The 23,817-nt window shown below is 64.8% G+C and carries 26 protein-coding genes; 5 read left to right on the plus strand and 21 right to left on the minus strand.

Annotated features, from left to right (window positions below; genetic code table 11):
• Nucleotides 1-70: 70 nt before the first annotated feature.
• The 7 genes from AC1DGP_RS06635 to AC1DGP_RS06665 all read right to left on the minus strand — a co-directional run bounded on the left by AC1DGP_RS06635 (nucleotide 71) and on the right by AC1DGP_RS06665 (nucleotide 6,775).
• A complete protein-coding gene (locus tag AC1DGP_RS06635) occupies nucleotides 71-1,336 on the minus strand; it encodes a CpaE/TadZ family protein (protein ID WP_476831876.1) in 1,266 nt (421 codons plus the stop codon).
• A complete protein-coding gene (locus AC1DGP_RS06640; protein ID WP_476831877.1) occupies nucleotides 1,336-2,046 on the minus strand; it encodes a CpaD family pilus assembly protein in 711 nt (236 codons plus the stop codon). Before AC1DGP_RS06640 ends, AC1DGP_RS06635 begins: the two co-directional genes overlap by 1 nt.
• A 61-nt stretch (nucleotides 2,047-2,107) precedes the next feature.
• Nucleotides 2,108-3,574, minus strand: a complete 1,467-nt coding sequence (locus AC1DGP_RS06645; protein ID WP_476831878.1) for a type II and III secretion system protein family protein — start codon at nucleotides 3,572-3,574, stop codon at nucleotides 2,108-2,110.
• Complete coding sequence (gene cpaB / locus AC1DGP_RS06650; RefSeq protein ID WP_476831879.1) at nucleotides 3,571-4,356, minus strand: Flp pilus assembly protein CpaB; 786 nt, start codon at nucleotides 4,354-4,356, stop codon at nucleotides 3,571-3,573. The genes AC1DGP_RS06645 and cpaB overlap by 4 nt, the downstream gene beginning before the upstream one ends.
• A gap of 194 nt (nucleotides 4,357-4,550) precedes the next feature.
• Nucleotides 4,551-5,828, minus strand: a complete 1,278-nt coding sequence (locus AC1DGP_RS06655) for a phosphatase PAP2 family protein (RefSeq protein ID WP_476831966.1) — start codon at nucleotides 5,826-5,828, stop codon at nucleotides 4,551-4,553.
• 107 nt (nucleotides 5,829-5,935) lie between these two features.
• Entirely contained in the window at nucleotides 5,936-6,448 is a 513-nt protein-coding gene (locus AC1DGP_RS06660; RefSeq protein ID WP_476831880.1) for an A24 family peptidase, read from the minus strand.
• A gap of 150 nt (nucleotides 6,449-6,598) precedes the next feature.
• Nucleotides 6,599-6,775 carry a Flp family type IVb pilin gene (locus AC1DGP_RS06665; RefSeq protein WP_476831881.1) on the minus strand — a complete coding sequence of 59 codons (177 nt, stop codon included), beginning with the start codon at nucleotides 6,773-6,775 and terminating at the stop codon, nucleotides 6,599-6,601.
• A gap of 412 nt (nucleotides 6,776-7,187) precedes the next feature.
• Between AC1DGP_RS06665 and AC1DGP_RS06670 the strand changes: the two genes are divergently transcribed.
• The 3 genes from AC1DGP_RS06670 to AC1DGP_RS06680 all read left to right on the plus strand — a co-directional run bounded on the left by AC1DGP_RS06670 (nucleotide 7,188) and on the right by AC1DGP_RS06680 (nucleotide 9,139).
• A complete protein-coding gene (locus AC1DGP_RS06670) occupies nucleotides 7,188-7,691 on the plus strand; it encodes a pilus assembly protein N-terminal domain-containing protein (protein WP_476831882.1) in 504 nt (167 codons plus the stop codon).
• A gap of 156 nt (nucleotides 7,692-7,847) precedes the next feature.
• Nucleotides 7,848-8,462, plus strand: coding sequence for a TadE/TadG family type IV pilus assembly protein (locus AC1DGP_RS06675; protein WP_476831883.1), 615 nt, complete (start codon nucleotides 7,848-7,850; stop codon nucleotides 8,460-8,462).
• An 8-nt stretch (nucleotides 8,463-8,470) separates the two neighbouring features.
• On the plus strand, nucleotides 8,471-9,139 hold the full coding sequence (locus tag AC1DGP_RS06680; RefSeq protein ID WP_476831884.1) for a TadE/TadG family type IV pilus assembly protein: 669 nt from the start codon (nucleotides 8,471-8,473) through the stop codon (nucleotides 9,137-9,139).
• A gap of 90 nt (nucleotides 9,140-9,229) precedes the next feature.
• Here the strand turns inward: AC1DGP_RS06680 and AC1DGP_RS06685 are convergent, their stop codons facing one another.
• The 8 genes from AC1DGP_RS06685 to AC1DGP_RS06720 all read right to left on the minus strand — a co-directional run bounded on the left by AC1DGP_RS06685 (nucleotide 9,230) and on the right by AC1DGP_RS06720 (nucleotide 16,438).
• On the minus strand, nucleotides 9,230-10,729 hold the full coding sequence (locus AC1DGP_RS06685) for a phosphomannomutase/phosphoglucomutase (protein WP_476831885.1): 1,500 nt from the start codon (nucleotides 10,727-10,729) through the stop codon (nucleotides 9,230-9,232).
• Nucleotides 10,730-10,874: 145 nt separating this feature from the next.
• Complete coding sequence (locus AC1DGP_RS06690; protein WP_476831886.1) at nucleotides 10,875-11,426, minus strand: retropepsin-like aspartic protease family protein; 552 nt, start codon at nucleotides 11,424-11,426, stop codon at nucleotides 10,875-10,877.
• Between the two features lie 150 nt (nucleotides 11,427-11,576).
• Nucleotides 11,577-12,485 (minus strand): ribokinase, encoded by a 909-nt coding sequence (locus AC1DGP_RS06695; RefSeq protein WP_441490609.1) that lies wholly within the window; start codon nucleotides 12,483-12,485, stop codon nucleotides 11,577-11,579.
• Nucleotides 12,482-13,378 (minus strand): 2-dehydro-3-deoxygalactonokinase, encoded by an 897-nt coding sequence (locus AC1DGP_RS06700; RefSeq protein WP_476831887.1) that lies wholly within the window; start codon nucleotides 13,376-13,378, stop codon nucleotides 12,482-12,484. The genes AC1DGP_RS06695 and AC1DGP_RS06700 overlap by 4 nt, the downstream gene beginning before the upstream one ends.
• A 127-nt stretch (nucleotides 13,379-13,505) precedes the next feature.
• Nucleotides 13,506-14,084: a protocatechuate 3,4-dioxygenase subunit alpha gene (gene pcaG / locus AC1DGP_RS06705; RefSeq protein ID WP_476831888.1), complete on the minus strand. Its 579-nt coding sequence runs from the start codon at nucleotides 14,082-14,084 to the stop codon at nucleotides 13,506-13,508.
• Nucleotides 14,077-14,787, minus strand: coding sequence for a protocatechuate 3,4-dioxygenase subunit beta (gene pcaH / locus AC1DGP_RS06710; RefSeq protein WP_069878356.1), 711 nt, complete (start codon nucleotides 14,785-14,787; stop codon nucleotides 14,077-14,079). The genes pcaG and pcaH overlap by 8 nt, the downstream gene beginning before the upstream one ends.
• Nucleotides 14,784-15,554 (minus strand): CoA-transferase subunit beta, encoded by a 771-nt coding sequence (locus tag AC1DGP_RS06715; protein WP_476831967.1) that lies wholly within the window; start codon nucleotides 15,552-15,554, stop codon nucleotides 14,784-14,786. The genes pcaH and AC1DGP_RS06715 overlap by 4 nt, the downstream gene beginning before the upstream one ends.
• Before the next feature lie 26 nt (nucleotides 15,555-15,580).
• Nucleotides 15,581-16,438 carry a CoA transferase subunit A gene (locus AC1DGP_RS06720; protein ID WP_476831889.1) on the minus strand — a complete coding sequence of 286 codons (858 nt, stop codon included), beginning with the start codon at nucleotides 16,436-16,438 and terminating at the stop codon, nucleotides 15,581-15,583.
• Between the two features lie 112 nt (nucleotides 16,439-16,550).
• Here AC1DGP_RS06720 and AC1DGP_RS06725 point away from each other — a divergent pair, with 112 nt between their 5' ends.
• A complete protein-coding gene (locus AC1DGP_RS06725; RefSeq protein WP_476831890.1) occupies nucleotides 16,551-17,288 on the plus strand; it encodes an IclR family transcriptional regulator domain-containing protein in 738 nt (245 codons plus the stop codon).
• A 10-nt stretch (nucleotides 17,289-17,298) separates the two neighbouring features.
• Nucleotides 17,299-18,189 carry an aldose epimerase family protein gene (locus AC1DGP_RS06730; RefSeq protein ID WP_476831891.1) on the plus strand — a complete coding sequence of 297 codons (891 nt, stop codon included), beginning with the start codon at nucleotides 17,299-17,301 and terminating at the stop codon, nucleotides 18,187-18,189.
• Nucleotides 18,190-18,193: 4 nt separating this feature from the next.
• Here AC1DGP_RS06730 and AC1DGP_RS06735 read toward each other — a convergent pair whose 3' ends face one another.
• The 6 genes from AC1DGP_RS06735 to AC1DGP_RS06760 form a co-directional block, all read right to left on the minus strand.
• Nucleotides 18,194-18,859, minus strand: a complete 666-nt coding sequence (locus AC1DGP_RS06735; RefSeq protein WP_476831892.1) for a L,D-transpeptidase — start codon at nucleotides 18,857-18,859, stop codon at nucleotides 18,194-18,196.
• A gap of 156 nt (nucleotides 18,860-19,015) precedes the next feature.
• Nucleotides 19,016-19,861, minus strand: coding sequence for an aldo/keto reductase (locus tag AC1DGP_RS06740; protein ID WP_476831893.1), 846 nt, complete (start codon nucleotides 19,859-19,861; stop codon nucleotides 19,016-19,018).
• Nucleotides 19,862-19,886: 25 nt separating this feature from the next.
• Nucleotides 19,887-21,209 carry a bifunctional folylpolyglutamate synthase/dihydrofolate synthase gene (locus tag AC1DGP_RS06745; RefSeq protein ID WP_476831894.1) on the minus strand — a complete coding sequence of 441 codons (1,323 nt, stop codon included), beginning with the start codon at nucleotides 21,207-21,209 and terminating at the stop codon, nucleotides 19,887-19,889.
• Nucleotides 21,210-21,243: 34 nt separating this feature from the next.
• Nucleotides 21,244-22,143 (minus strand): acetyl-CoA carboxylase, carboxyltransferase subunit beta, encoded by a 900-nt coding sequence (accD, locus tag AC1DGP_RS06750; RefSeq protein ID WP_441490602.1) that lies wholly within the window; start codon nucleotides 22,141-22,143, stop codon nucleotides 21,244-21,246.
• A 37-nt stretch (nucleotides 22,144-22,180) separates the two neighbouring features.
• The gene (trpA, locus tag AC1DGP_RS06755) at nucleotides 22,181-23,026 is read right to left on the minus strand and encodes a tryptophan synthase subunit alpha (protein WP_441504940.1); all 846 of its coding nucleotides are present in this window, start codon (nucleotides 23,024-23,026) and stop codon (nucleotides 22,181-22,183) included.
• 40 nt (nucleotides 23,027-23,066) lie between these two features.
• Nucleotides 23,067-23,798: an SIMPL domain-containing protein gene (locus AC1DGP_RS06760; RefSeq protein WP_441504941.1), complete on the minus strand. Its 732-nt coding sequence runs from the start codon at nucleotides 23,796-23,798 to the stop codon at nucleotides 23,067-23,069.
• Between the last annotated feature and the right edge of the window lie 19 nt (nucleotides 23,799-23,817).

Here is a 23,817-nt window from a genome sequence, read left to right on the forward strand (position 1 = left end):
CCCTTCACGCCGGGAAACGGCCAGCCGGCCAGTTGGAGCAGGGGGTAGCGGCGAAGAATAGCCCCACAGCTCAGGCCCTGCGACGCTTGAGCTTGGCGACCAGCGGCTCCAGCAGGCTGCGCTTTCCGCGCCTGGCCTCACCGCGGCCGGTCAGGGTGCTTGCAATATGGATGAAGGCCTCGTTGATCTTGCCGCCGGCCTGGACCTCCGCAACCATCTGCCCGTTATTTGCCGCCGTGCCGAAGACCTGCGCGTCGAAGGGAATTGCGACGAGCACCTCGACACCCAGGGCCTTGGCAAATTCCGCAGCGTCGATCTCGGGCCGCTTGGGCAAGCCGACCTGATTGAGCACCAGACGTGGCGGCGAATCGTTCGGGCGGCTGGCCCGGGCCAGATCGATCAGGTTCTTGGCGTTCCGCAGCGAGGCAAGTTCAGGGCCGGCAACGATCACGACCTCGTCTGCACCGATCAGACAGCGTCTGACCCAGCCGCTCCAGAGATGCGGCACATCGAGTACCACGCAAGGAACGCTGGCGCGCAACAGATCGAAAAGTTGCTCGAATGCGTCCTCTTGCAGGTCGAGTGTACGATCCAGCATCGCCGGCGCCGCCAGCAAGGCGAGATTGTCGCTGCAGCGCGAGAGCAGGCGATCGAGCATGTTGGCATCAAGCCGCTCAGGCGCGAACACCGCCTCCGCGATGCCCTGCGGCGGATCCTGATTGAAGTCGAGCCCCGCCGTGCCGAAAGCGATGTCGAGATCGACGATCACGGCCGATAAATCGAGATTGCGCGCCATCGCCCAAGCGACGTTATGGGCCACCGTCGAAGCGCCGACCCCGCCCTTGGCCCCCATGACGGCGACGATGCGCCCGAGATTACGAGCGCCCGGCGCGACATAGAGTTCGGACAGGGTGCGCAGGATGTCGAGCGGCTCAAGGGGAGCAATCAGGTAATCGCTGACGCCTCGGCGGATCAGATCACGGTAGAGCTGGACGTCATTGACATGCCCGATGACGACGACCTTCGTGCCGGCATCACAGCTCTGCGCCAACGCATCGAGATGGCCGACGAGCGTGGCACCATCGGACACCGTTTCGAGCACGATGACATTGGGCGTCGGTGCGGTGCGGAACGCCTCGACAGCGGCCGCGGGTCCCCCCATCTGGACGCGCGAATGCGTCTTCTCCATGCGCCGGTCAGTGGTCGCCGTCTGCATGGCAGCAGCGATGGCAGGCGTTTCGCAAAAGGCCTGCAGCGTGATGCGCGGCAGCGGCGCGATGACCTCGTCGCCGGCACTGCTCGCTGCCTGGGTTTCGAAATTCTGCGCCGGATCCATCAGCGGCCTCCGACCGACTGGTTGATCTGCGGCGTTTCCTGCCGGTACTGGGTCGAGGGGTCCTTGCCCTCACGCAGCTTGCCGATCGCGTTCATGCGCTTGACGATATCGGCGCGGCCCTCGGTCCGTCCGCGGACGAGGTCGATCGGATCGGCGACCTGCGCAGCCAATGTCGCCTGGCTGGAACAGCCGAAATTCCAGAGCGGCTCGTTCGCCATGTCCAGTTTCCAGTCGGAGACGCCCGCGTCCTGCGTCCATTGTCCGCAGGAATGCGGCAGGCCCGCCTGCAGCGAGGCGAATGTCAGGCGAATGGGCGAGGCGAGATTCGGGTCCGCGATCGGATAGGTCCTGACCGAGAGCGACCCGGGCGGCACGCCGCCCTGCGCCAGGGCTCTGCGGATCGCTTCGAGCGTGCCATGGGTTGCCATCTCCCGGCCGGCACCGGTCGGCACCTGGGCAACGAGTCCGCCACGCCCACTGCGCCGATAGTCCGCGGCGAAACTGGTGACGTCCTCGGCCTGACGGCGATCGAGACCCGCACCGGCCCGCACGATGAAGACATCAAGCGAACGTGGCGCGTCTCGCAGCACGATCGGGTGCCGCTCGCGCAGATCGCTGGCGCTGATCGACCCGGTCGTGTCTGTCTTCGACGCGCAGGCTCCAAGAGCAACGCCGGTGGCCAGAACGGCGGCCAGAGGCCAGTGGCCCATCCGCTGCTGTCCTCGATCTGTCATGGCCCGAGCCATCCCTTGCACGTTCATGAGAGCACCCTTAGTCGGCAATGAAGCCGACACGGCCCCTGTAGGCCTGGGGCAACGGCCCGCTATTGGTGCCATAGATCTTGTTCAGCCGGCCAAGCAGCACGGCCTGCGCATCATGGGCATCGACGAAGCCATCATCCGGGCGCTGGACCTGGTTCGGCTCCATCGGCTTGGCGATATAGGGCGTGACCGTGATCATCAGCTCGGTCTCCTCGCGCTGGTAGTCGCGCGAGCGGAAGAGCACGCCGATCACCGGCAGGTTCATCAGCCCCGGGAAACCGTTGATCGACTGCTTCGAGACGCGCTGGATCAACCCGGCCGTCGCGAGGGTCCCACCCGAGGGCAGTTCGACAGTGGTGTCGGACTTGCGCACGCGGAAAGCGGGGGCGTTCACCGATTCGCGGGTATTGGTGCCGCGCGCTGCGTTGCTCGTATTGCTGAGCCGGAGCTGGTTCTCGAAATCGAGCTCCGTGACTTCGGTCGCAATGCGCATGCTGATCTTGTTGTCGGACAGGACAATCGGGGTGAAGTTCAAGGAAACGCCGACCGGCTTGTACGTGATGCCGAGCGTGCAGATGCCCGACGAGTCGCAGGTGTATCCGTTGGGCACGGGGACATCGCCGCCAGCCGTAAACTTGGCGCTCTCCCCGGAGATCGCAGTGACCATCGGTTCCGCCAGAACGCGGGCGAGTCCCGCGCGCTCAAGCGCACGCAGGGTGAAATTGGTCGAGTTCCCGATCCCGGCGCCGATCGCCGTGGCGGCCAGGGCCTGGGGCTGCAAGGGAAGCGGATTCTCGATCGACGGGGTGATCGAGAAATTGCCGAGTTTCCACTCGCCGGACGAGTTGATGCCGAGCTGCTTGATCGCCTTGCGCGAAACCTCGGAGATCACGACCTTGACCATCACCTGATCACGATCGCGGATCGTCAAAGAGTTGATCACGGCGCCCTTGGACGAGGAGAAGATGCCGGAGGCTGTCCCAACGAAGGCGTTCGCGATGTCGACTGCCTGGGTCGCTTCCGACGCATTGGCGACGTTGCCGAGCAGGAGGATGGAATTGCCGGCTGGCTTGACCTCGATCTGGGCCCTGGGCATCGCCGCACGCAGCGTCTGGCGCAGCACGTTGAGATCCCGCCCGACTTCGATCTCAAGTGCGGAAATCTGGCGGCCCTCGGAATCGATCACGAACATCGAGGTCGAACCATCGGCGATGCCGATGATGAAAAGCTTGCGCGCCGAGCGCACGACCGCGTTGGCGACCTTGGGGTTGGCGACGAAGACTTCCTTGGCGTCACGCGGCAATTCGACGATCAGTGAACGACCGATCGAGAGCGAGAGCTTGCGGGCAATGGCATGCTCGCTGGAGCCGACATTCAGAACCGGGGCAGGCCCGGTCGACTGGGCCATGGCCGGCAGGCCGAGCAGCATTGCCAGCGCCGACCCCGCGAGGGAGAGAAGAATGCGCTTGGGTATCATGGCTTCACGCTTTTGCTGGTGACGCCGTAGCGTACGAGGGTCAGGCCGCCTTCGGTGTCCGGGCGCCCGGCATCGCCAGCGTCCTTGAGACTGCGCAATGCGAGCGAAAGCGTGCCGTTGCGCTGCGCCTGAGCGACGATCTCTACTTGGCGCGGCTCGAGTTCGAGCGTCGCTGTCTCGCCGATGACGACCTTCTCGCCGTTGCGTTCCTGGATATTCTGACCGATCGCCAGCACCCGGACATTGGTCAGGATCGTTTCGCTGATGAAGCTCTCGGCGCCGCTATTCGCGTTGCCGCCGCCTCCCTCCTGGTGGGTGCGGATGACGTCGACACGGTCGTTCGGCAGGATGAAGCCACCCGCCGTATTGGCTCCGCGGCTGTCGGTGCCGATTGCGGTTGCCCTCTTGCCGGCCGGCAGAACCGCCGAGAGGAATCCGGTGCCGTCGGTCTTGATCAGCTTCTCGCGGCGGATCGGTTCGCCACCCGACACCGCGAAACGCGCAAGCTGCCCGGCCAATTCGGTTTCGGCCTCGGGCGCCTCGCTCTTGCGGATGACCCCAGCCGGAATACTGTCGGCCGGCCAGTCGATCCAGCGCATATCGCCGGCAGCCAGCGTATTGCCAACCGGGATATCGGCAGCCGCGACCAGCACCGGAACCGTCGGCGCCGGCTCATAGCGCGTCACGGGTGCCGGCGTCGCCTTGGGGCTTTGGATCAACAACGCTGCGCCAAGCCCCGCAACAAGCGCGACGACCAGGATGATGATGCGGGCAGGACTCATGAACGCCGATCMTCAGCCAAGCTGCGTTGGCTCTCGGAGAGGATCGTGACCCGGGATTCGTCAAATTATGGTTAACCCGGCGTAACTTTCATCAACCGCCCAGGTTCTGGACTCATAAGCCCTGAACCAGTGTCCTCCCCGAATTCCGCTCGGAATGTGACAGGTACCGGATCGGGGCGCGCGCGAAATGCGTCTCAGGATTCTGCGACTTCCGCAGTCGCCACCACCGGAACGCACCGGGCCGCGGCACCATAGGTGGGTTGCAGGAGGCGGTGCGCCAGCAGGTAGCAGGCCCCGGCGATGATCAGGCCCGCGCCGACATCGACAAAGTAGTGGCCGCCATCGATCGGTGTCGCGGCGATCATCGTCAGATTCACGGCCACGACCGGCCAGCGCAGCACTGGATGTGCGAGCCCGCCGAGCAGCATCAGGAGCCCGAGCGCCGCATGGTAAGATGGAAAGGTGATGATTCCCTGAGCCTTCGACAGGTCGAGATCAAAGGGAGCGCCCGCCCGCAACGCCTGCATATCATGCACATGCACAAAGGCTGCGGACGGAGACAGTTGGGGGAAGTCGGCGGGCGTCAGGCTCAGATGGACGAACATCGCCATCGCTGGAAAGAAGCCCGAGATCAGGATCGTCACGAAGCCGGCAAGGATCATGGCCAGGATCATCACGCGCGCGGCGCTACCCCGCCCGGTGAACGACAATGTCACGATCAAGATCAGGACCTGTGGGATGAAACTGTCATAGGCCAATTGAAACAGCAGGCCGAGCAGCGGACGCTGATTGACAGCCTTGAGATAGGCCATCCAGTCGAGCCCAAGACTACGGTCGACATCATAGAGGACCGAATCCTGCAGGGGAAAACCGAGAGAGGCGAGCAAATAGGAGAACAATGCCCCGACGGCGAAGAAGCCGATGATCTGAGCAGAGCAATCCAGGCCATCGGCGATCTTATGCTCCGCCCGCCGCTCGCGGTAGACATGGGCTGCGAATGTCAGAACGAGGGCCGCGACAAGCGGCACCAAGAGTGAAACGGCATTGAGGCGAATAGCCGAGAAGGGTAGCCAGGCCAAGTCGATCAGCAGAAGGCCGATGATGAAAGATCGGACAAACTGATTGGATCGCCGCGCCAGTGTCGTATCAGCCGCCGTCATCGTGCCACCTTCCGTTGCGGAGGCACTATGCAGCTGAAGATTTAACCCGAGTTCAATCGCGATGGTTAAATCTTTCGGCAGGGGAGCGAGTTGACCCCGATTCTTGCACCCGTCAAGACCGGCCGGCGCTGGCGACTTGAATTCCCCTGCGCCAGTGGGGCCATGCCGGGGCGAAGCGCGCGGGGCTTCGCGACGGCATTCCGGGCGCCTCGATCGCAAAAGCGAAGGGGTAAAGGGCGTTCGGGGACAGGCCGCCGTCGCCGGTCGCCCGCTGGGACAATGCCGCACCGGCTTGTTCGGCAGAAGCGGCACAATCAATCGCCACTCCAACACTCAGATCGAAACGCGCCATCAACGCCTCCTCCCGGAAACGTTGAATCAACCCAAACTCCCAATCACAGCCCCTATGGGTTCAGAACCTATAGGCCGATGGCAGCGCGCCAGATCTCGGTTTCCGGCAAGACGAAGAGAGCCGAGCAGGCAAGGGCGATTCCATAGGGCACGCCCTGATTAGCCTCATGAAGCCGGCGCAACCATGGCCAGTTCTCCCCCAGCACCGGCAAGGGTGCGGTACGTAGCTTGATCACGATGAGTGTCAGCACGGCGCCGAACATGGCAGCCACAAGCAGATAGGGCATCAACTGCCCAAAGCCGAACCAGAGCGCCGTAGCGGCAGCCAGTTTGGCATCCCCGCCGCCGATCCAGCCTGCGGCGAACAAGCCAAAACATATCGCAAGAACAAGGCCCCCCGCGGCAAAATGCCAGCCAATCTGAAGCCAGGGCAGGCCGACGACGAGAGCGCTCGGCACGAAAAGCACGGCAAGGCCGAGGCAAAGCCGGTTCGAAATCGTCATCCACAGCAGGTCGCTCGCTGCAGCATAGGCCATCGCCGCTGGAAAGAGGACGAGGAGGAACAGCAACGGGAGCGACATCGAAAAGTCTCCTGGCAATGCAGCTTCACGAACGATGCGTCAGCATCGCACCCAACCCTGTAGAAACGGTATCTGGGCGGTCGAGCGGGAACCGGGACGCAAAACGCCCCGGACCAGCCGGGGCGTACGCTGCGCAAGGCAGAAAGTAGTTCAGGTGGCGACGTTCCTCAGCGCGGCGCTGATCCGGCCGAACAGCGCTTCGAGCTGCGTGCCGACAACCGTGGCGGAGGCGATGATGACGACGGCAATCAGGCCGGCGATCAGGCCGTATTCGATGGCGGTCGCGCCGGACTCGTCCTTGGCAAAGCGAGCGAACAGATTCTTCATGACGGAACTCCTATTGCACCACGGTTTGACTGCTGCCTTCGCTCTGAACGGCTTCGGTCAGCGACAAGACTGACACTACCCAGAAGCTCTTGCGTTTCGGTTAAACGAAACAAAGAACTCAGCGCCCACCGTAGACATTTTGTGGATGGTTAACGCCATATTTATTGAATTCGCCACCCATCATCACGATGAATATCAGGTAGTATTTGAATTTAATTACGACTATACGTGCGATCGTGATCGATTTTGACCATTTGCCCAATGTTTATCTCTCAGGATAGCGTGCCTCTAAGCGATACTCCATTTCTCATTTTGGAAATCGTCTGCTCAATAAACATGTTCACGGGGGGCATTAGGATTCAATTCATCATTTTCGGCTTTACTCCAAGCGTTGGAAACCTAGGGCGCCACCATGTCGACTATCCCCAGCCGTGCCCTACGCCTGCGCCGCGGAGCGCTGGCCATGGCCGCGTCCGGCGCGATCCTGCTGGGAAGCGCGCCCGCAGCGCGCTCGGCACCGGAAGCTGCGCGGCCTGAAACGGTCGCCGTCATCGTCGATCACGCCAAGCTGGTCAGGCTGCCCGAAAAAGCCCAGACCGTGATCGTCGGCAATCCGGCGATCGCCGACGTATCCGTGCAGAGGAACGGGGTGATGGTGGTGACCGGCAAGAGCTTTGGCGTCACCAATCTCATCGCGCTCGATGCCAGCGGCGGCCTGTTGGCTGAATCGCTCGTGCGCGTCAGCGCGGCCGCGGATTCGATTCTCACGGTCCAGCGTGGCATGGAACGGGAAAGCTATTCCTGCACCCCCACCTGCCAACCGACCGTGCAACTCGGAGACGCAACCAAATATTTTGGCGATGTCGGCGGGCAAACGACCAAACGCAATGCACTCGCCGGCGGCAGCGATAAATAGCGTCCGCGCCTTCAAGGTGAAGGTTTCGCTAACGCCAGTGCGGCCTCGCTGAGCAAGGCCCTAACAAGTCGGCAATGCTTTCCAGCTAGGATGTCCCCACTGAAGAGCGGAGGCCCCTCGGCGGCATCCGCATCCGAATGGTTGGCTTAACTGGTCATGGTCACATCTTTTTCCAGAACGAGCAGAAGCGGCGCCCAACGCCTACTCATGGGGCAACGAGAGGAATCCAACGGCTTTTCCAGCGACCAGAGCGGCGCAACCGCAATCGAGTTCGGCATCGTCGCGTTTCCGTTCCTTCTGCTCGTGTTCACGACCATCGAAACGGCGCTGATGCTGTGGACAAATCAGGTGCTCGCGGACGCTGTAACACAGGCGTCGCGGACGCTGCTGACTGGCGAGTCAGTCGCAATCTACAGCACCCCCTCGAACCCCCTGCCGCATGATGCCAAGACATCGACAGAGGCATTCAGGCGCGAGGTCTGCGCGCAGGCTCCGGCGCTCGTCGATTGCGAGAAGCTGCGTGTCGACGTGCGCGCCTACGGATCACCAACGGACGCTCGAACCGATCTTGCCAAGCGCAACCCGCTCAGCGGGACGACGCTGAACACCAGTGATTTCAGCTACAACCAGCCCGGAAGAGGCCAGATCGTCGTCGTGCGGGCGACATTGCGTTATTCGCTCTACCTGACCGGCTGGACGAACTCCCTGGCCAATATCGACGGTGGGGAACGCGCCCTAATGGCTGTCGCTACGTTCCGAAGCGAACCATGAGAGCGACCATGAGGCAGTTCTTCTCGATCCGCCGCAACAGGGCCGCGCTGCGCCGCCTCAGGTGTCACCTGCAGAGGGACGCAAACGGCGTAGCCGCCGTCGAGTTCGCTCTGATCCTGCCTGTGATGCTCTTGCTATATTATGGCATTGCCGAGATCGGGCAGGCGGCCATGGCCGATCGCCGGGTGACCCAGCTCAACCGGGCCCTCGTTGATCTCGCCGCGCAGGGCAACCTCCCGCCGGAAGGCGCCGCGTCAGGAGGCCCCGCGCGGGGAACCGCATTGTCTGACGCCGATGTCGATACGATCTTCCTCGTCGGGCAAATGATCATGGCCCCCTTCACCACGACGCCAAAGATGATGATCGCCAGCGTCACCGTGGACGACAAGGGGGTTGCAAAGGTCTGCTGGAGCGAACCGAGAAACACGACCGCGCCGCCGACAAACATCAAATTGCCGGATGGGCTGCTCCTTCCCAAAACGTCCGTGATCATAGCCGAAGCCAGCTACGTCTATGAACCCGTTCTCGGCCAACTGGTGTTCAAAAACGCCCTCACCCTGGGCGGCGACAGAATCTACATGCGCCCACGCATGGCTGCCAAGGCAGGCACGCTCAACATCGAGCAGGTCGCACGAATCCAGGGAACTGGCAGCACCGCCAAGACCATCGTCTGCTGAGCTTCAGGCAGCTTGCCGCCGAGAAGCGCGGCGGCGAGAGACTGTCCCGATGCGAGTTCGCTCGCGCCGGGGCACATCTGCTCACCAGCCTCAGATCGTCTGATTATAGGCGCCCACTTCCGGGTTCTCGCGCAGCACACCGTCGATGGCCGCGAACATCTCGCGCATGCGCGCGTCCGAGACCGGGCTTTCGCAGACGACGACAAGCTCCGGCTTGTTGGAGGAGGCGCGGACCAGTCCCCAGGTGCCATCTTCGTTGACGACGCGGACGCCGTTGACGGTGATCACGTCGCGGATCTTCTGGCCGGCGATGGTTTCGCCCTTGGCCTGCATGGCCTCGATGCGCTTCGTCACGCGGTCACTGACCTCGTATTTGATCTCGTCGGCGCATTTGGCGGCCATGGTCGGCGTGCCCCAGGTCTTGGGAACCGCGGCATAGAGTTCCGCCATCGACTTGTCCGGATTGCGGTCGAGCATGTCGATGACCGCCAGCGCCGTGACCACACCATCGTCATAGCCGCGCCCGACCGGCGCGTTGAAGAAGAAATGGCCCGACTTCTCGAACCCCGCCAGCGCATTGAGATCGCGGACGCGGCGCTTGATGTAGGAATGGCCGGTCTTCCAGTAATCGGTCTTCACCCCCAGCTTCTGCAACTCGGGGTCGGTGATGAAGAGCCCGGTCGATTTCACATCGACGACGAACTGCGCTCCCGGATGCAACCTGCCGAGGTCGCGCGCCAGCATCACGCCGATCTTGTCCGCGAAGATCTCCTCGCCGTGATTGTCGACCACGCCGCAGCGGTCGCCGTCGCCGTCGAAGCCGAGCGCGACGTCAGCGCCGTGCTGCTTCACGGCATCCGCCATGGCATGCAGCATCTTCATGTCTTCGGGGTTGGGATTGTAACGCGGGAAGGAGTGGTCGAGCTCGGCATCCATCGGGATGACCTCGCAGCCGATCGCCTCCAGGATCTGCGGGGCGAAGGCGCCAGCCGTGCCGTTGCCGCAAGCCGCGATGACCTTGAGCTTGCGCGTGATCTTCGGCCGGTTGGTCAGGTCCTTGATGTAGAGAGCCGGGAAATCGGGAACGAAGACATAGGAGCCGCCGCCCGACAGCTCGAAATCGGCCGCGAGCACGATGTCGCGGAGTTGGCCCATTTCGTCGGGGCCGAAGGTGACAGGGCGCTGCGCGCCCATCTTCACGCCGGTCCAGCCATTGTCGTTATGCGAGGCCGTGACCATCGCGACGCAGGGAACGTCGAGCGCGAACTGGGCGAAATAGGCCATGGGCGACATGGCAAGGCCGATATCATGGACCTTGCAGCCCGCCGCCATCAGGCCGGTGACCAGCGCCATCTTGATCGACGACGAGTAGCCCCGGAAATCATGGCCGGTGACGATCTCGGGCTTGATGCCCATGCGCTTGATCAGCGTGCCGAGGCCCATGCCGACGGCCTGCACGCCCATCAGGTTCAGTTCCTTGCCGAAGAACCAGCGCGCGTCATATTCGCGGAACCCCGTCGGCTTCACCATTGGTAGGGATTCATACTCGAAGGTATTCGGGAACAGCTCAGGCAGTGGCTTCGGGAACATCAAGGCATCCATTGCAAGGGAACATGCAGGGCGAACGAAGCATCAAGCCACATGAATGCAGCCTGACCGTGACACGGCAGCGACGCCGTCTTGACGGACACTTGGCATAGCGGATCGCGGCCGATTAGGAAACGCCGGAGACCGCCTAACCGCGCAGGATCATGCGACCGGTCTGGACCTCGTAGCCCTTGAGCTTGCTCAGGAAAGAGGTTCCAAGCAGACTGACGGAGAGGGCGCCTGCGGGCAGCACCATGGCCTCGACATTGCGCACGATGATAGCACCGAGCCTGACCTCGCGCAGGTTCACCCGGGCGCCCCGTACGACGCCGTTGGCTGTGCGCAGCGTGATCTTGTAGTCGGAAGCTGCAGGGCGGATGCCGAGCCCCAGGGCATCGCTCTCCGTCAACGCGATGAAACTCGCACCGGTATCGACCAGCATCCTGACGCGGTAATTGTCGATGGTCGGATGGACCATGTAGTGACCGCGAGAATCGGCCGCCACGGTGACCATCGGAGGTTCGATCGCTCGGGCGACTGGAGGCGGTGACGCGGGCGGTCGCGCACCGGTGGCGACAGCCGCCGCGCGGGGCGTGTCATCATCCTCGACATAGCCTGCCAGACGCGTGCCGTATGACATCGCGCCATAACCGACGGTAAAGGCTACTCCGAGTGCCCAGATGATGGGCCGTTGCGCCATCTGCTTTCAGTCTCCGCCACGTTCCCGGGATGCTGCCCACAGGACACTGCCGAAGAATGAATGGGAAGGGGCGGATTGGCGGGTTCGGCCAAGCTCCGACCCGATGAATCCAAACAGGCTTAACGTATCGTCATCCACATCGAGGGCATCTCAGAGGAAGCCGGCACCGGCCAGTGCCTCGATCTCCGGCCGGCGTGGCACGCTTGGTTGCGCACCGGACACCGTGCAGGCGAGCGAGCCGGCTGCGAGCCCGCGCTGAAGCGCGCCTGAAAAACCATAGCCGGCATCGAGCGCCGCCGCGAAGGCCCCGACGAAGCTGTCTCCGGCCGCGACCGTGTCGACAACCTCGACCTTCGGCGCTTCGAGGCGGCGGCGAACGCCGCCATGCCAGCCGACGACGCCCTCGCCACCGAGCGTGACGACACAGGCAATGCCGCGCTCGGCATCGACGCGCTGCGCAAAGGCGTCAGGCTCCCGCTCGGCCCAACCCCAAGCGCTGGCAAGCACCAGCGCCTCGTGCTCGTTGACGATCAGCATGTCCAGGCAATCGAGCAATTCGGGAGCAGGCGTGCCGGCCGGCGCCAGGTTCAGGATGACGCGCCCGCCCGCCTGCCTCGCCAGCCGGGCCGCCGCGATGCACTCCGTCTCCGGAACCTCGCGCTGCAGCAACAGGATGTTACGCTGGCCAAGCGGCAGGTCGCGCAAGCCAGCGGCCCGGGCCTGGGCATTCGCGCCGGCCGCCACCACAATTTGATTGGAGCCGGCTGCATCGACCGCGATGAAGGCGGCACCCGTCGGCGCCTCGACCCGCTCGACAAGCGCGAGGTCGACTCCGTCGACGGCCAGCAGGGACAGGGCGATCTCGGCAAAGGCATCACGCCCGACAGCGCCGGCGAGCACGACCTCGGCGCCCGCCCGGCGGGCGGCAAGCGCCTGGTTGGCCCCCTTGCCGCCGGGATGCAGCGCATAGCCCGGTCCGATCACGGTCTCGCCGGCTCCCGGTAGGCGCTCGACGGGCGTGACCAGATCGACATTCAGCGATCCGAAGACGGTGATCACGCCACCAGCCTCGCAGCCAGACGCTTCACACCCGCGACAAAGGCGTCTTCCGGTGTCGTGATCCGGAAGGGCAGGCCCGCCGTCTCGAACGCCGCTCCATAGCTCGCAGCCAGCGCTCCATCGGCCACGAGATGGACCGTGGCGGGGCGTCCGAACGACGCCTGCACGCCGGCAATCTCCTGGCCGACCAGAAGCGCCGAGAGATAGGGCCCGACCGCGCCGCCGCCCATTCGCCCCGCCAGCACCTCGGTACGCGCCGCAAAGGCTGCGTTGAGCAGCCCGGCAGGCCGCGCGGCTGCAGCAAAACCGCGTGCGGCGCCAGTGCTTGCGTCGTCTCCGGAGGGCTCTTCGGCAAGGCGCGCCAGAATCGAATGCTGACGCAGCAGGCCGTAGATCTCGCCGGTCATGAAGCTGGCAAAGCGCGTGATCCGGCCGGCCCTCACTTCAGCCCATTTCGAATGGGTGCCGGGAAGGCAGACAATGCCCTCGTCGAGACCCAGTCCGACGATCAGCGTTTCCTCGCCACGCATGACATCGAAGGCACCATCGTCCCAGGACAGGCCGGGCAGCACGGTTGCGCGTGTTCCGTCCTCCAGCGTCACCGCGATGCCGGCATCTGCCAGCGCTTCGATTGAGGCGGGGCACGCGACGTAAGGCGCCTCGACCCAGCCATTGCGGCTGCCAACCATCCCGGCGAGCACGATCGCGGCATCCGGCCGCCTGCGGCGGAAATCACCGGCGATCCCCTCGAAAGCCGCCGGGAAACCGCCGGCCGGCACGGATTGGATGCCCTGATCCGCAATCCGCCGGTCCATCACGCGGCCGTCCTCGCCGATGAGGAAGGCGCGGGCACGGGTGGTGCCCCAGTCGAGCGCGATCAAGGGTTTCGGCATGGCAGGCTCCGGCTCGGCGTCGGTCATGGCCCTGCCTTGCCGCATCAGGCGCGGGCGAAGCAAAGCGCTGACCCGACTATCTCCTTGGCCCGCAAGCCGGGGTCAAGCCCGCAGATGCCGCACGGACTCAGACGTCGAAGAACACCGTCTCGCCTTCGCCCTGCAGGCGGATGTCGAAATGGAAGACGCCGTCCGGGCCACGTTGCGCGATCAGCGTTTCACGCCGCTCATGCGGGACCAGCGCGAGCACCGGATCGGACGCATTGGCAGGGTCGTCCGAGAAATAGATGCGGGTCACCAGCCGGAGCAGGAGCCCGCGCGCGAAGATCGAGACGGCGAGATGCGGCGCCTGCCTCGTACCGTTTAGCCCCTCCACCGCGCCCGGCCGCACCGTCTCGAAGTGGAAAAAGCCTTCCGGCGACGTTTCCGCCCGGCCGAAACCTGTGAAGCCGGCATTGCCCCCGGCATTGTGTCGCCCATCCGCATCGGCCTGCCAGACCTCGATCATGGCGTCCGGGACCGGCTCGCCATCGCCATCGAGGACATGGCCGCGAATGGTGATGCGCTCGCCCGAGACGCCATCGGTCGCGATCCGCTCATTGGCCAGCTCCGAACCGCCATAGGCACGGGGCGTCAGCGCGTAAGCGTAGAAGGGGCCGACCGTCTGCGAGGGGGTGAGGCCCAGGGCGGCCTTGCGCTCAGTCATCATGCGGCTCCTCGAGCGGCGTCGCGTCGCGACCGCGCAGGACAATGTCGAACTGGTAACCCAGCGCCCATTCCGGTTCGGTCGTGTCGATGTCGAAGCGCGAGATCAGGCGCTCCCGTGCCTTCGCGTCCGGGATCGACTGGAAGATCGGGTCGTAGGCGAAGAGCGGATCGCCCGGGAAATACATCTGGGTGATCACGCGCGAGAGGAAGCTCGGCCCAAACAGCGAGAAATGGATATGCGCCGGGCGCCAGGCGTTGTGATGGTTGCGCCAGGGATAGGCTCCGGGCTTGATCGTGACGAAGCGATAGCGCCCTTCCGCATCGGTCATGGCGCGGCCGGCCCCCGTGAAGTTCGGGTCGAGCGGCGCGGGATGCTGATCGCGCAGATGGACGTAGCGCCCGGCCGCGTTGGCTTGCCAGATCTCGACCAGGGTATGCGGCACCGGCCTGCCATCCTCGTCGAGCACCCGGCCCGTCACGATGATCCGCTCGCCGAGCGGCTCGCCCTCATGCTGCAGGGTGAGATCCGAATCGCCGGCTTGCACGGCGCTATGACCGAACGCCGGACCGCTGATCTCCGACAGCGTATGCGGCAGCAGGATCAACGGCTGCGAAGGGGCGCGCTTCAGCGTGCTCGTATAGGCCGGCGACGCGTTGAGCGGATGGGCCTTCAGGCCATCGCGTGGATAGATCAGGCTCATGCCGCTTCTCCATGCGCTCGCTTGGTCCGGGCGTGCAGATCGCGCAGGATCTCGATCTCCTGCGCGGTCGGCGCCGGAGTTTCGACGAGTTCGCCAGCGAAACGCAAGGTCCAGCCGCAACCGGCCTGAACCTGATCCCGCGTCACGCCAGGATGCAGCGCAGTCACAGTCAGCTCGGCGGTCTCGGCATCGGGTTCCATGACGCAAAGATCGGTGATCACCTTGGTCGGTCCCTTGGTCTTGAGGCCGAGCCGTTCCCGATCGCCCTTGCCCTTGCCGTGGCCGAAGGACGTGATGAAGGGCAGCGTCTCGACGAAGGCGCGCGAGCCCATCGCCATCGTGATGAAGATCTCGCCGCAATTGCTGGCGATTTCCGGCGCGCCGCCGCCGCCGGGAAGCCTCACCTTCGGCGCGGCATAGTCCCCGACGACCGTGGTGTTCAGATTGGCGTAGCGATCGATCTGCGCACCGCCCAGGAAACCAATGGTGATCCGGCCGCCCTGCAGCCAGTAGCGGAACATCTCGGGCACACCGACCGTGGTCAGCGCGGTATCACAGAGTTCGCCGTCGCCGATCGAGAGCGGCAGCACGGACGGGCGGGTGGAGAGCGTACCGGATTCGTAGATCAGCGTGATCTTCGGGGCATGGGTCAGGCGCGCCAGGTTGCAGGCAGCCGAGGGTGCGCCGATACCGACGAAGCAGACATCGTCATTGGTCAGCAGGCGGGCAGCCGCAATGCTCATCATCTCGGTGGGCGTGTGGCTCATGGGAGTATGGCTCATGGCGCTGATCCTCACGCGGCCTGCCGAGCAAGGCCGGCATGGTGCGCAAACACCTCCGGCCCCTGCTCCAGGACATTTGCCTTCATCCAGGCCATGAATGTGTCGCGCTCCCGGGCGATCTTGTCCCAGGCAATGTAGAAGTCGTTGGCGCGCTTGTAATAACCGTGGGCGTAGGATGGATAGGCTCCGCCCGGCACCCTGGCGATGGCGGTCACCGCCCAGGACGGCAGGATGACGGCATTGGCATTGCGTGGGCCAAAGTCCTCGACGATCTCCTCGACGGTAACCAGCGAACGCCTGGCCGCCAGCACGGCCTCCTTCTGCACGCCAACAATGCCTTCGAGCAGGACATTGCCCTCGCGATCCGCCTTCTGTGCATGAATGACGGCGGCGTCGGGCCGGATGGCGGGAACCGTCGCCAGGACTTCCCCGGTATAGGGGCAGGTGACGGATTTGATCCGGGGATTGACCTTGGGCAGATCGACGCCCTTGTAGCCGCGAAACACAGCGAAGGGCAGGTTGGCGGCGCCCGCCTCGTAGGCATTGGCCATGGCGGCGTGGCTGTGCTCTTCAAGCTCGAGCTTATGCGGCCAGCCATTCTCGACCGCATCGCGCAGGCGATGCAGCGAGCCGACGCCAGGGTTGCCGCCCCAGGAGAAGACCAGCTTCTCGGCGCAACCCATCCCGATCATCTGATCGTAGATCAGGTCCGGCGTCATGCGGATCAGCGTCAGCCGCTTGCGGCCCTGACGGATCGCCTCATGACCGGCAGCATGCGGGATGAGGTGAGTGAAGCCTTCCATCGCGATGGAGCAGCCGTCACGCACCACCGACTCGATTCCCTCGGCGAGGGAGACGAACTCAGCCACCTTGACATCTCCTCATTTTGTGCGTTAATCGCACATCGTTTTGATTTTCGAACAATACCCATTGCGTCAACAGGGGTCAAGATTGGACACGGCAACGTCGGATCGCGACCACATGGCCGCCCTCGAAAAGGGGCTGGCCGTGATCGAATGCTTCGACGCGACGCATGAGAAGCTCACCATCGCAGACGTGGCCCGCGCCACCGAATTGTCCCGCGCGGCGGCCCGGCGCTGCCTTCTGACGCTCACAAGGATCGGCTACGCCGAATTCGACGGCAAGTTCTTCCGGCTGACGCCGCGCGTGCTCAGGCTCGGCCATGCCTGGCTGGCCTCCAGCGCCCTGCCCCAGCTCGTCCAGCCCTTCCTGGAGCGGTTGTCCGAGGAAACCCATGAATCCTCCTCGGCCTCGCTGCTCGACGGGCACGAAATCGTCTATATCGCGCGTTCGGCGCAGAGGCGGATCATGTCCGTCGGCCTTTCCGTCGGCTCGCGCCTGCCCGCCTTCTGCACCTCGATGGGGCGCGTCCTGCTCGCAGCGCTGCCACCGGACGGGGCCCGCGAACGGATTCTGTCCTGCCGGCCGCGAGCCCTGACGTCCCATACCGTGACAGAACCCGATCGGATCATGGCCGCCTTGGCGGCGGCGCGCGAACGGGGTTACAGCGTGGTCGATCAGGAACTGGAACTTGGCTTGATCTCGATGGCGCTCCCCCTCGCCAATGCGCGTGGCGAGACCGTTGCCGCCTTCAATATCTCCGGACAGGTGCAGCGAACCTCGGCCGAGGAGATGGTGGCGCAGTTCCTGCCGCGCATGCGCTCGATGCAGGCGATGCTACGCCCGCTGATCAAGTAAGGACATCACGATGCTTACCCTGCAGTCCGGGCCTCTCTCCGCCGCGATCGCGCCCGAGGTCGGTGCGATGGTGACCGCGCTCGAATGGCGCGCGCCTGACGGGCAGTTGCGTTCGCTTCTGCGGGCGCCGGCGGGGGCGGTTCCCTCGATCGCGGCCCCCAATCGCTTCGGCAGCTGGGCCATGCTGCCCTTTGCCAATCGCGCCTTCGATTGCGTCATCGACGATGGCGAGCAGCGCTTTCGGGTGCCGGCCAACGATCCTGCGGGAACAGTCAGCATTCATGGCTTCGGCTGGCAGTCGGACTGGGAGGTCCTGCGGTATGACCACCGCCATACCGTCCTGGAACATCGGCGCAGCGCCGGTGAAGATCCCTATTGCTACCGCGCGCGGCAGGAGATCAGCCTCGACGATTCCGGTATGACCATCGCCCTTGCGATCATAAACGAGGCGGATGTGGCCCTACCCTTTGGTTTCGGGCTGCATCCCTGGTTTCCCGCGGCGGCGGATACGCGCCTCAGGATGCGCTCCGACGGCGCATTGATCCTCGGCAACGGCTTCCGCGCGACCGGCTCGCAACCGCTCGCAGATGGCGGCCCCTACGCCGCCAACCCGCTCTTCGCAACTCAGGCAGAAACGGCCTGGAGCTTCCTCGGTTGGGATGGCACTGCGCGCATGGAAACACCGTCGCGCGGCGTCGCCATCACCGTCACGGCAAGCGAAACGCTTCGCTGCCCGGTCGTATGGGCGCCTCCTGGTGCCGACTTCCTCTGCGTCGAGCCGCAAAGCCACGCCATCGGTTCGCCGAGCGAGGCTGCAGCGCGCGCGGCCTCTCCGCTCACCCGGCTTCAGCCGGGCGAGACGCTCAGCGGCTGGATGCGGATCGCCGTGGAGGCGATCTGAGCCCTTATCTCCAGGTCGGCCCGGCCCGGTAGGGCTGGTAGCCGTAGGCGTTGGGCGGCAGGGTCGGCCGCATGAAGAGCTGATCACGCGCCGCATCCCAGTTCGGCACGCCACGCTGATGCGCGATCGCCGCCGCACGCTGCTTGGATTTCGACTGCGCAATGGCGACCTTGCTCTTTTGAGGCGCCTTCGCGAGCTTGCTCTTGGCACCGCCTGCCCTGGCAAATTGCGACAGCCCGTCCGAACTGGCACCATTCAGCGCAATACGCGTCTGGCCGGCACCGTGCTTCTTGACCAGCGCAAACAGCTTGGCGGCATGGGCAGGATGCAGCCGGATGCAGCCATGCGATGCCGGCCGACCGAGTGCACCTACCGCTGTCGTGCCGTGGATGGCATAGCCACCACGGAAGAACACGGAATAGGGCATCGCCCCGCCATATTTGCGCGAGTACCAGCTCCGCTCCAGCCGCGTCGGGCTATAGACGCCGTTGGGCGAGCGGAATCCCTTGCGGCCGGATGAGATCGCCCAATTGTAGATCTCTCCGTCAGTGGTCGTCACCTGCATGCGCTGGGCAGCCAGGTCGACGCGGACCTGAACGCCGGCCTGGGCCGAAGCCAAGCCGGCAAGCGAAAGAAACAATCCGGCGAGGACGCCGAGGACGCGACGCATCACACCACTCCTGAAGACGCAACCGTTGCAAGAATTCGGCGTTGTCGGATGCGATGCTCCGCCGCCTTTACTCTAGGAAACGCCCTTCAGCCCCCAGTTGTAAAGCAGAAAGCCGCAACTTGGTTTCCGCACGGCCGGCTTGACCTGCAGGCGCCCCTACAACATCGGCAGGGAACGGGGCTTGGGTCCACGTGGAAAAGCAGCGTCGATCCGCGCGATCTCGCTGTCGCTCAGGCGCAGCTTCAGCGCGCCGGCATTGTCCTCGACATGTTGGGCCCTGGCGGCCTTCGGGATCGCGAAGACCGGGGATTGGCGGGTCAGGAAGGCAAGCGCGACCTGACGCGGTGTTGCTCCATGCGTGATCGCAACATCGGCGAGCACGCGGCCGCCGGCACTTGCGGCTAAGGGAGAATCATCCTGACCAAATGGGCTGTAGGCGGTCACCGCAACGCCGTGGCGCTGGCACCACGGGATGACCATATGCTCGATGGCACGTTCGCCGAGATGATAAAGTACCTGGTTGCAGGCGATGATGCCCTCGCCGGCAATCGCCAGCGCCTCGTCGAGATCATCGACGTCGAAATTGCTGACGCCCCAGGACAGAAGCTTGCCCTGGAGCTTCAGGTCCTCGAAGGCTGCGAAAGTCTCCTCCAGCGCGTATGAGCCGCGCCAATGCAGCAGGAAGCAGTCGAGCCTGTCGGTGCGCAGCCGCCTCAGCGATTCCTCGCAGGCCCTGCGCGTCCCCGCACGAGAGGCGTTGTACGGCAGCACCTTGGAAACGAGGAAGACCTCGTCTCGTCGCCCGGCGATGGCTTCTCCGACAATCTCCTCCGAGCGACCGGAGCCATACATCTCTGCCGTGTCGAGATGGCGCAGGCCAAGGTCGAGCCCGCGACGCAAAGCCGCCACAGCGCCGGCCCGATCGGCGAGCTCGATGTTCCAGGTGCCCTGGCCGATGACGGGGAGCAACGGGCCATTTGCTCCGAATTGCCGGGCCTGCATCGCACTCTCCCCATCCGTGCCGGTGCTACACCGGTGGCGTACCGTTGGCCGAAAGCACTTCGCCGGCCAGATAGAGCGAGCCGCAGATCAGGATGCGCGGCGGCGCCCGCCAGGTCCGCACGGCGATCTCGCGCAACGCCTGCTCGACGGAACCTGCGACCTCGGCCTTCAACCCGGCGCCCCTCGCGAGAGCCGCAACCTCCTCGGCCGGGCGGGCGGCAAGCTGGTTGTGGATCGGCACGGCGAAGAGCGCGTGCGCGAGACCCTTGAAATGCCCGAGCGTCGCGGTTGCGTCCTTGGTCGAGAGCAATCCCGCGATCATGACGAGCGGAGCCGGGTTCTTCTCCTCCAGATCGGCCATCGCCTGCGCAAGAACGCGGCCGCCATCGGGATTGTGGCCGCCATCGAGCCATAGCTCGGCGCCAGCAGGCACGAGTTCGGCGAGTTGGCCGCGCGCCAGCCTTTGCAGCCGTGCCGGCCATTCGGCATTGAGCATGCCCTGCTCGAAGGCGCGGGCCGGCAGGCCGCCATATCCGGCTGCGCGCAAGGCCGCTATGGCCGTACCGGCATTGACGTGCTGATGACGCCCGGTGAGGCGCGGCAACGGCAGATCGAGCAGGCCGTCACCATCCTCGTAGACCAGCCGTCCACCCGCCTCGTGAATGTTGAAGTCCTGCGCGCCGATCAGAATTTTCGAGGCGCCCACACGCTCGGCCACGGCTTCGAGCACGGCCGTCGGCTCCGGTTCCTGTGGCGCAATCACGGCCGGGGCGCCGCGCTTGAAGATGCCGGCCTTCTCGCCCGCGATCTTGGTGACGGTATCGCCGAGATACTCGGCATGGTCCATCGAGACCGGCGTCACCACCGTGCAGGCGGGATGGGCGACGACATTCGTCGTGTCGAAGCGACCGCCGAGACCAACCTCGAGCAGCAGAACATCGGCCTTGTGCTCGGAGAAGAGCAGCATGGCGGCCGAAGTGGTGATCTCGAAGAAGGTGATCTGGTCGCCGGAATTGGCCCGCTCGCAGCGCTCCAGCGCCTCGACCAGCACGGCCTCGTCGACGAAACGACCGCCGCCCGGCTGACCGAGCCGGACGCGCTCATGAAAGCGCACCAGATGCGGCGAAGTGTAGACATGGACGCTGAGACCCGCCGCCTCGAGAATCGCCCGCATGAAGGCGATGGTCGAACCCTTGCCATTGGTGCCGGCGACATGGATCACCGGCGGCAGGCGCTTGTGCGGATCGCCGAGCCGCTCCAGCAAGGTCAGGATGCGGCCGAGCGAGAGATCGATCAGCTTGGGATGCAGCGCCAGGAAGCGCGCCAGCAGCGTGTCGGAAGACCCCATGATGCGCTCGGCCTCCGGCCATCCGTTATCCGTGTCAGGCCGCTTCGGGGACCGGCCCGACCGGTTGCTTGGCATCAGCTGCCGGCTCGGACTGCTTGGTCAGCAGGCGACCCAGCCGCGCCAGCGTCGCCGGGATCTCATGGCGATGGACAACCATGTCGACCATGCCGTGATCCTTGAGATATTCGGCGCGCTGGAAGCCTTCAGGCAGCTTCTCGCGGATGGTCTGCTCAATGACGCGCGGACCCGCGAAACCGATCAGGGCGCCCGGCTCGGCGATGTGGACGTCGCCCAGCATCGCGTAGGACGCGGTGACGCCGCCGGTGGTCGGGTTGGTCAGAACCACGAAATAGGGCAGCCCAGCCGCGCGCAGACGCCTGATCGCGACGGTCGTCCGCGGAAGCTGCATCAGCGAGAGGATGCCCTCCTGCATGCGCGCACCGCCTGAGGCGGCGAACACGACATAGGGGGTCTTCTTCTCGAGCGCGGTCTCGGCGCCCTTGATGAAGGCTTCGCCGGCCGCCATGCCGAGCGAGCCGCCCATGAAGTGGAAGTCCTGCACGGCAATCGTCAGGGGCAGGCCCTGGACGCGGCCGAAGCCGACCTTGAAGGCATCGGCCGCGCCGGTCTTAGCGCGCGCGTCCTTGAGGCGGTCGACATAGCGCTTCTCGTCACGGAACTTCAGCGGATCGACCGCGACCTCAGGCAGCGGGACATCGACCCATTTGCCCTCGTCGAAGGTCAGGCGCAGCCGATCCTGCGCGGTGACGCGCATATGATGGTCGGAGCCCGGAATGACGAAGCCATTGGCCTCGACGTCCTTGTGGAAGACCATCTGCCCGGAATCAGGGCACTTGATCCAGAGGTTCTCGGGGCTCTCGCGCTTGAACAGGGTCTTGATGCGCGGGCGAACGACTTCGGAAATCCAGTTCATCGGATCATCCTTGAAACGTGTGACTGGAGCGGCCGGGTCAGGCCGCCTTGGAGACCGTGCGGATGCCGGCAGCCAGTTCCACAACCAGCGAGGTGACCGCCGAAACCGTCTTGTCCGTGGCCTTGCCGTCCGCATCCAGCGAGAGGCGAACCCGCTCGACGAGCGCGGAGCCGACGACGACCCCGTCGGCGCCCTTCGCGATGGCTGCGGCATCGGCCGCCGTCTTCACGCCAAAGCCGACAGCGACCGGCAGATCGGTGTGGCGCTTGATCCGGGCCACCGCATCGCCGACCGCGTCGTAGCTCACGATCGCGCCACCGGTGACGCCGGTCATCGAGACATAATAGACGAAGCCAGAGGTGTTGCTGAGCACCTTCGGCAGGCGCTTGTCGTCGGTCGTCGGCGTGGCCAGACGGATGAAGCTGATACCGGCCTCAAGAGCCGGCAGGCAGAGCTCCACATCCTCTTCCGGCGGCAGGTCGACAACGATGAGCCCGTCGACGCCGATCCGGCGCGCATCCTGCAGGAAGCGCTCGACGCCATAGGCCCAGATCGGATTGTAGTATCCCATCAGCACGATCGGCGTGTCATGGCCGGCCTTGCGGAAGGACTCGACCATGGCCAGCGTCTTCTTCAGCGTCTGCCCCGCCTTCAAGGCCCGCTGGCCCGCGAGCTGGATCGGGACGCCGTCGGCCATCGGATCGGTGAAGGGCACGCCGAGCTCGATCACATCCGCGCCTGCCTCAGGCAGGGCATTGAGGATCGCGCTTGCGGTCTCGAAATCCGGGTCGCCAGCGGTGACGAAGGTCACCAGCGCTGCCCGACCTTGGGCAGCGCAAGCGGCGAAGCGGGACTGGATGCGGGTCTGGCCGGTCTCTGTCATGAGCGTGCGGTTAGCATGAAGGGGGCGGGCTGGCGAGGGCTCAGGGCGCGATGCGCCAAACCGTACGCAGCGAACTCGTCACCGTGATCTCGCCGGGTTCGACCGAAATCGGCGCAGCACCAGCCGCCATGCGGAAGGCACGAACATCGCCCGCGGCGCGGCCTGGGATTTCGGCTTCAGCCTCGACGATCGAGACCAGCTCGCCGACCTTGACGCCGAGTGCCGTGGCATGGAGTTCGGCCCGCGCACGCGCCGCCTCCGCCGCCTTCAGGCGCGCGGCATCCTTGGCCTTGCTCTCGTCCGCCAGCCCGAAGCTTATGCCGGACATCTCGTTCGCGCCGGCCTTTGCCAGCGCGTCGATCAGCGGACCGGCCTTGGCGAGATCGCGCACGGTGACGGTCAAGCCGGTGCGGGCCTCGTAGCCGTCGATCGTGGCGGCGCGCGGCGGCTTCGGACCAGGAGACATGGAAGGCTGCGTCATGCGCGGCATCAGCGAGACCTGCGAGGTCATCAGATCGGCTGGGGCGATGCCCGCCGCCTTGACGGCTTCGACCAGCCTGGCCAGCGCCGGCGTGTTCTGGGCGAGAGCCTCGGCGGCCGTCTTGCCCTCGCTGACAATGCCGGCCTGCAGGATCGCGATATCGGGCCTGACCCTGACCTCGCCCTCGGTCCGGATGACGATTCCCTCGGCGGGAGCCACCGTGTTCGCGGTCTGGGCCATGACGGGGCCAGACAGAACCAGCATGGCGGCGAGCAGAATCGTCTTCTTCATCGTTTTATCCTCAGGCTAT

Source organism: Allobosea sp. 05T433, from assembly GCF_056396065.1.

Coding starts and splice junctions, on each gene's coding strand:
- AC1DGP_RS06760 (WP_441504941.1), bottom strand. CDS start 23,798: ATGAAGAAGACGATTCTGCTCGCCGCCATGCTGGTTCTGTCTGGCCCC.
- accD (WP_441490602.1), bottom strand. CDS start 22,143: ATGAACTGGATTTCCGAAGTCGTTCGCCCGCGCATCAAGACCCTGTTC.
- AC1DGP_RS06640 (WP_476831877.1), bottom strand. CDS start 2,046: ATGGGCCACTGGCCTCTGGCCGCCGTTCTGGCCACCGGCGTTGCTCTT.
- AC1DGP_RS06660 (WP_476831880.1), bottom strand. CDS start 6,448: ATGTCGCTCCCGTTGCTGTTCCTCCTCGTCCTCTTTCCAGCGGCGATG.
- AC1DGP_RS06645 (WP_476831878.1), bottom strand. CDS start 3,574: ATGATACCCAAGCGCATTCTTCTCTCCCTCGCGGGGTCGGCGCTGGCA.
- AC1DGP_RS06665 (WP_476831881.1), bottom strand. CDS start 6,775: ATGAAGAATCTGTTCGCTCGCTTTGCCAAGGACGAGTCCGGCGCGACC.
- AC1DGP_RS06735 (WP_476831892.1), bottom strand. CDS start 18,859: ATGCGTCGCGTCCTCGGCGTCCTCGCCGGATTGTTTCTTTCGCTTGCC.
- AC1DGP_RS06690 (WP_476831886.1), bottom strand. CDS start 11,426: ATGGCGCAACGGCCCATCATCTGGGCACTCGGAGTAGCCTTTACCGTC.
- AC1DGP_RS06715 (WP_476831967.1), bottom strand. CDS start 15,554: ATGAGCCACACGCCCACCGAGATGATGAGCATTGCGGCTGCCCGCCTG.
- AC1DGP_RS06745 (WP_476831894.1), bottom strand. CDS start 21,209: ATGGGGTCTTCCGACACGCTGCTGGCGCGCTTCCTGGCGCTGCATCCC.
- AC1DGP_RS06685 (WP_476831885.1), bottom strand. CDS start 10,729: ATGTTCCCGAAGCCACTGCCTGAGCTGTTCCCGAATACCTTCGAGTAT.
- AC1DGP_RS06700 (WP_476831887.1), bottom strand. CDS start 13,378: ATGCCGAAACCCTTGATCGCGCTCGACTGGGGCACCACCCGTGCCCGC.
- AC1DGP_RS06725 (WP_476831890.1), top strand. CDS start 16,551: ATGGCCGCCCTCGAAAAGGGGCTGGCCGTGATCGAATGCTTCGACGCG.
- pcaH (WP_069878356.1), bottom strand. CDS start 14,787: ATGAGCCTGATCTATCCACGCGATGGCCTGAAGGCCCATCCGCTCAAC.
- AC1DGP_RS06675 (WP_476831883.1), top strand. CDS start 7,848: ATGGTCACATCTTTTTCCAGAACGAGCAGAAGCGGCGCCCAACGCCTA.
- AC1DGP_RS06670 (WP_476831882.1), top strand. CDS start 7,188: ATGTCGACTATCCCCAGCCGTGCCCTACGCCTGCGCCGCGGAGCGCTG.
- AC1DGP_RS06680 (WP_476831884.1), top strand. CDS start 8,471: ATGAGGCAGTTCTTCTCGATCCGCCGCAACAGGGCCGCGCTGCGCCGC.
- AC1DGP_RS06740 (WP_476831893.1), bottom strand. CDS start 19,861: ATGCAGGCCCGGCAATTCGGAGCAAATGGCCCGTTGCTCCCCGTCATC.
- cpaB (WP_476831879.1), bottom strand. CDS start 4,356: ATGAGTCCTGCCCGCATCATCATCCTGGTCGTCGCGCTTGTTGCGGGG.
- AC1DGP_RS06730 (WP_476831891.1), top strand. CDS start 17,299: ATGCTTACCCTGCAGTCCGGGCCTCTCTCCGCCGCGATCGCGCCCGAG.
- pcaG (WP_476831888.1), bottom strand. CDS start 14,084: ATGACTGAGCGCAAGGCCGCCCTGGGCCTCACCCCCTCGCAGACGGTC.
- AC1DGP_RS06635 (WP_476831876.1), bottom strand. CDS start 1,336: ATGGATCCGGCGCAGAATTTCGAAACCCAGGCAGCGAGCAGTGCCGGC.
- trpA (WP_441504940.1), bottom strand. CDS start 23,026: ATGACAGAGACCGGCCAGACCCGCATCCAGTCCCGCTTCGCCGCTTGC.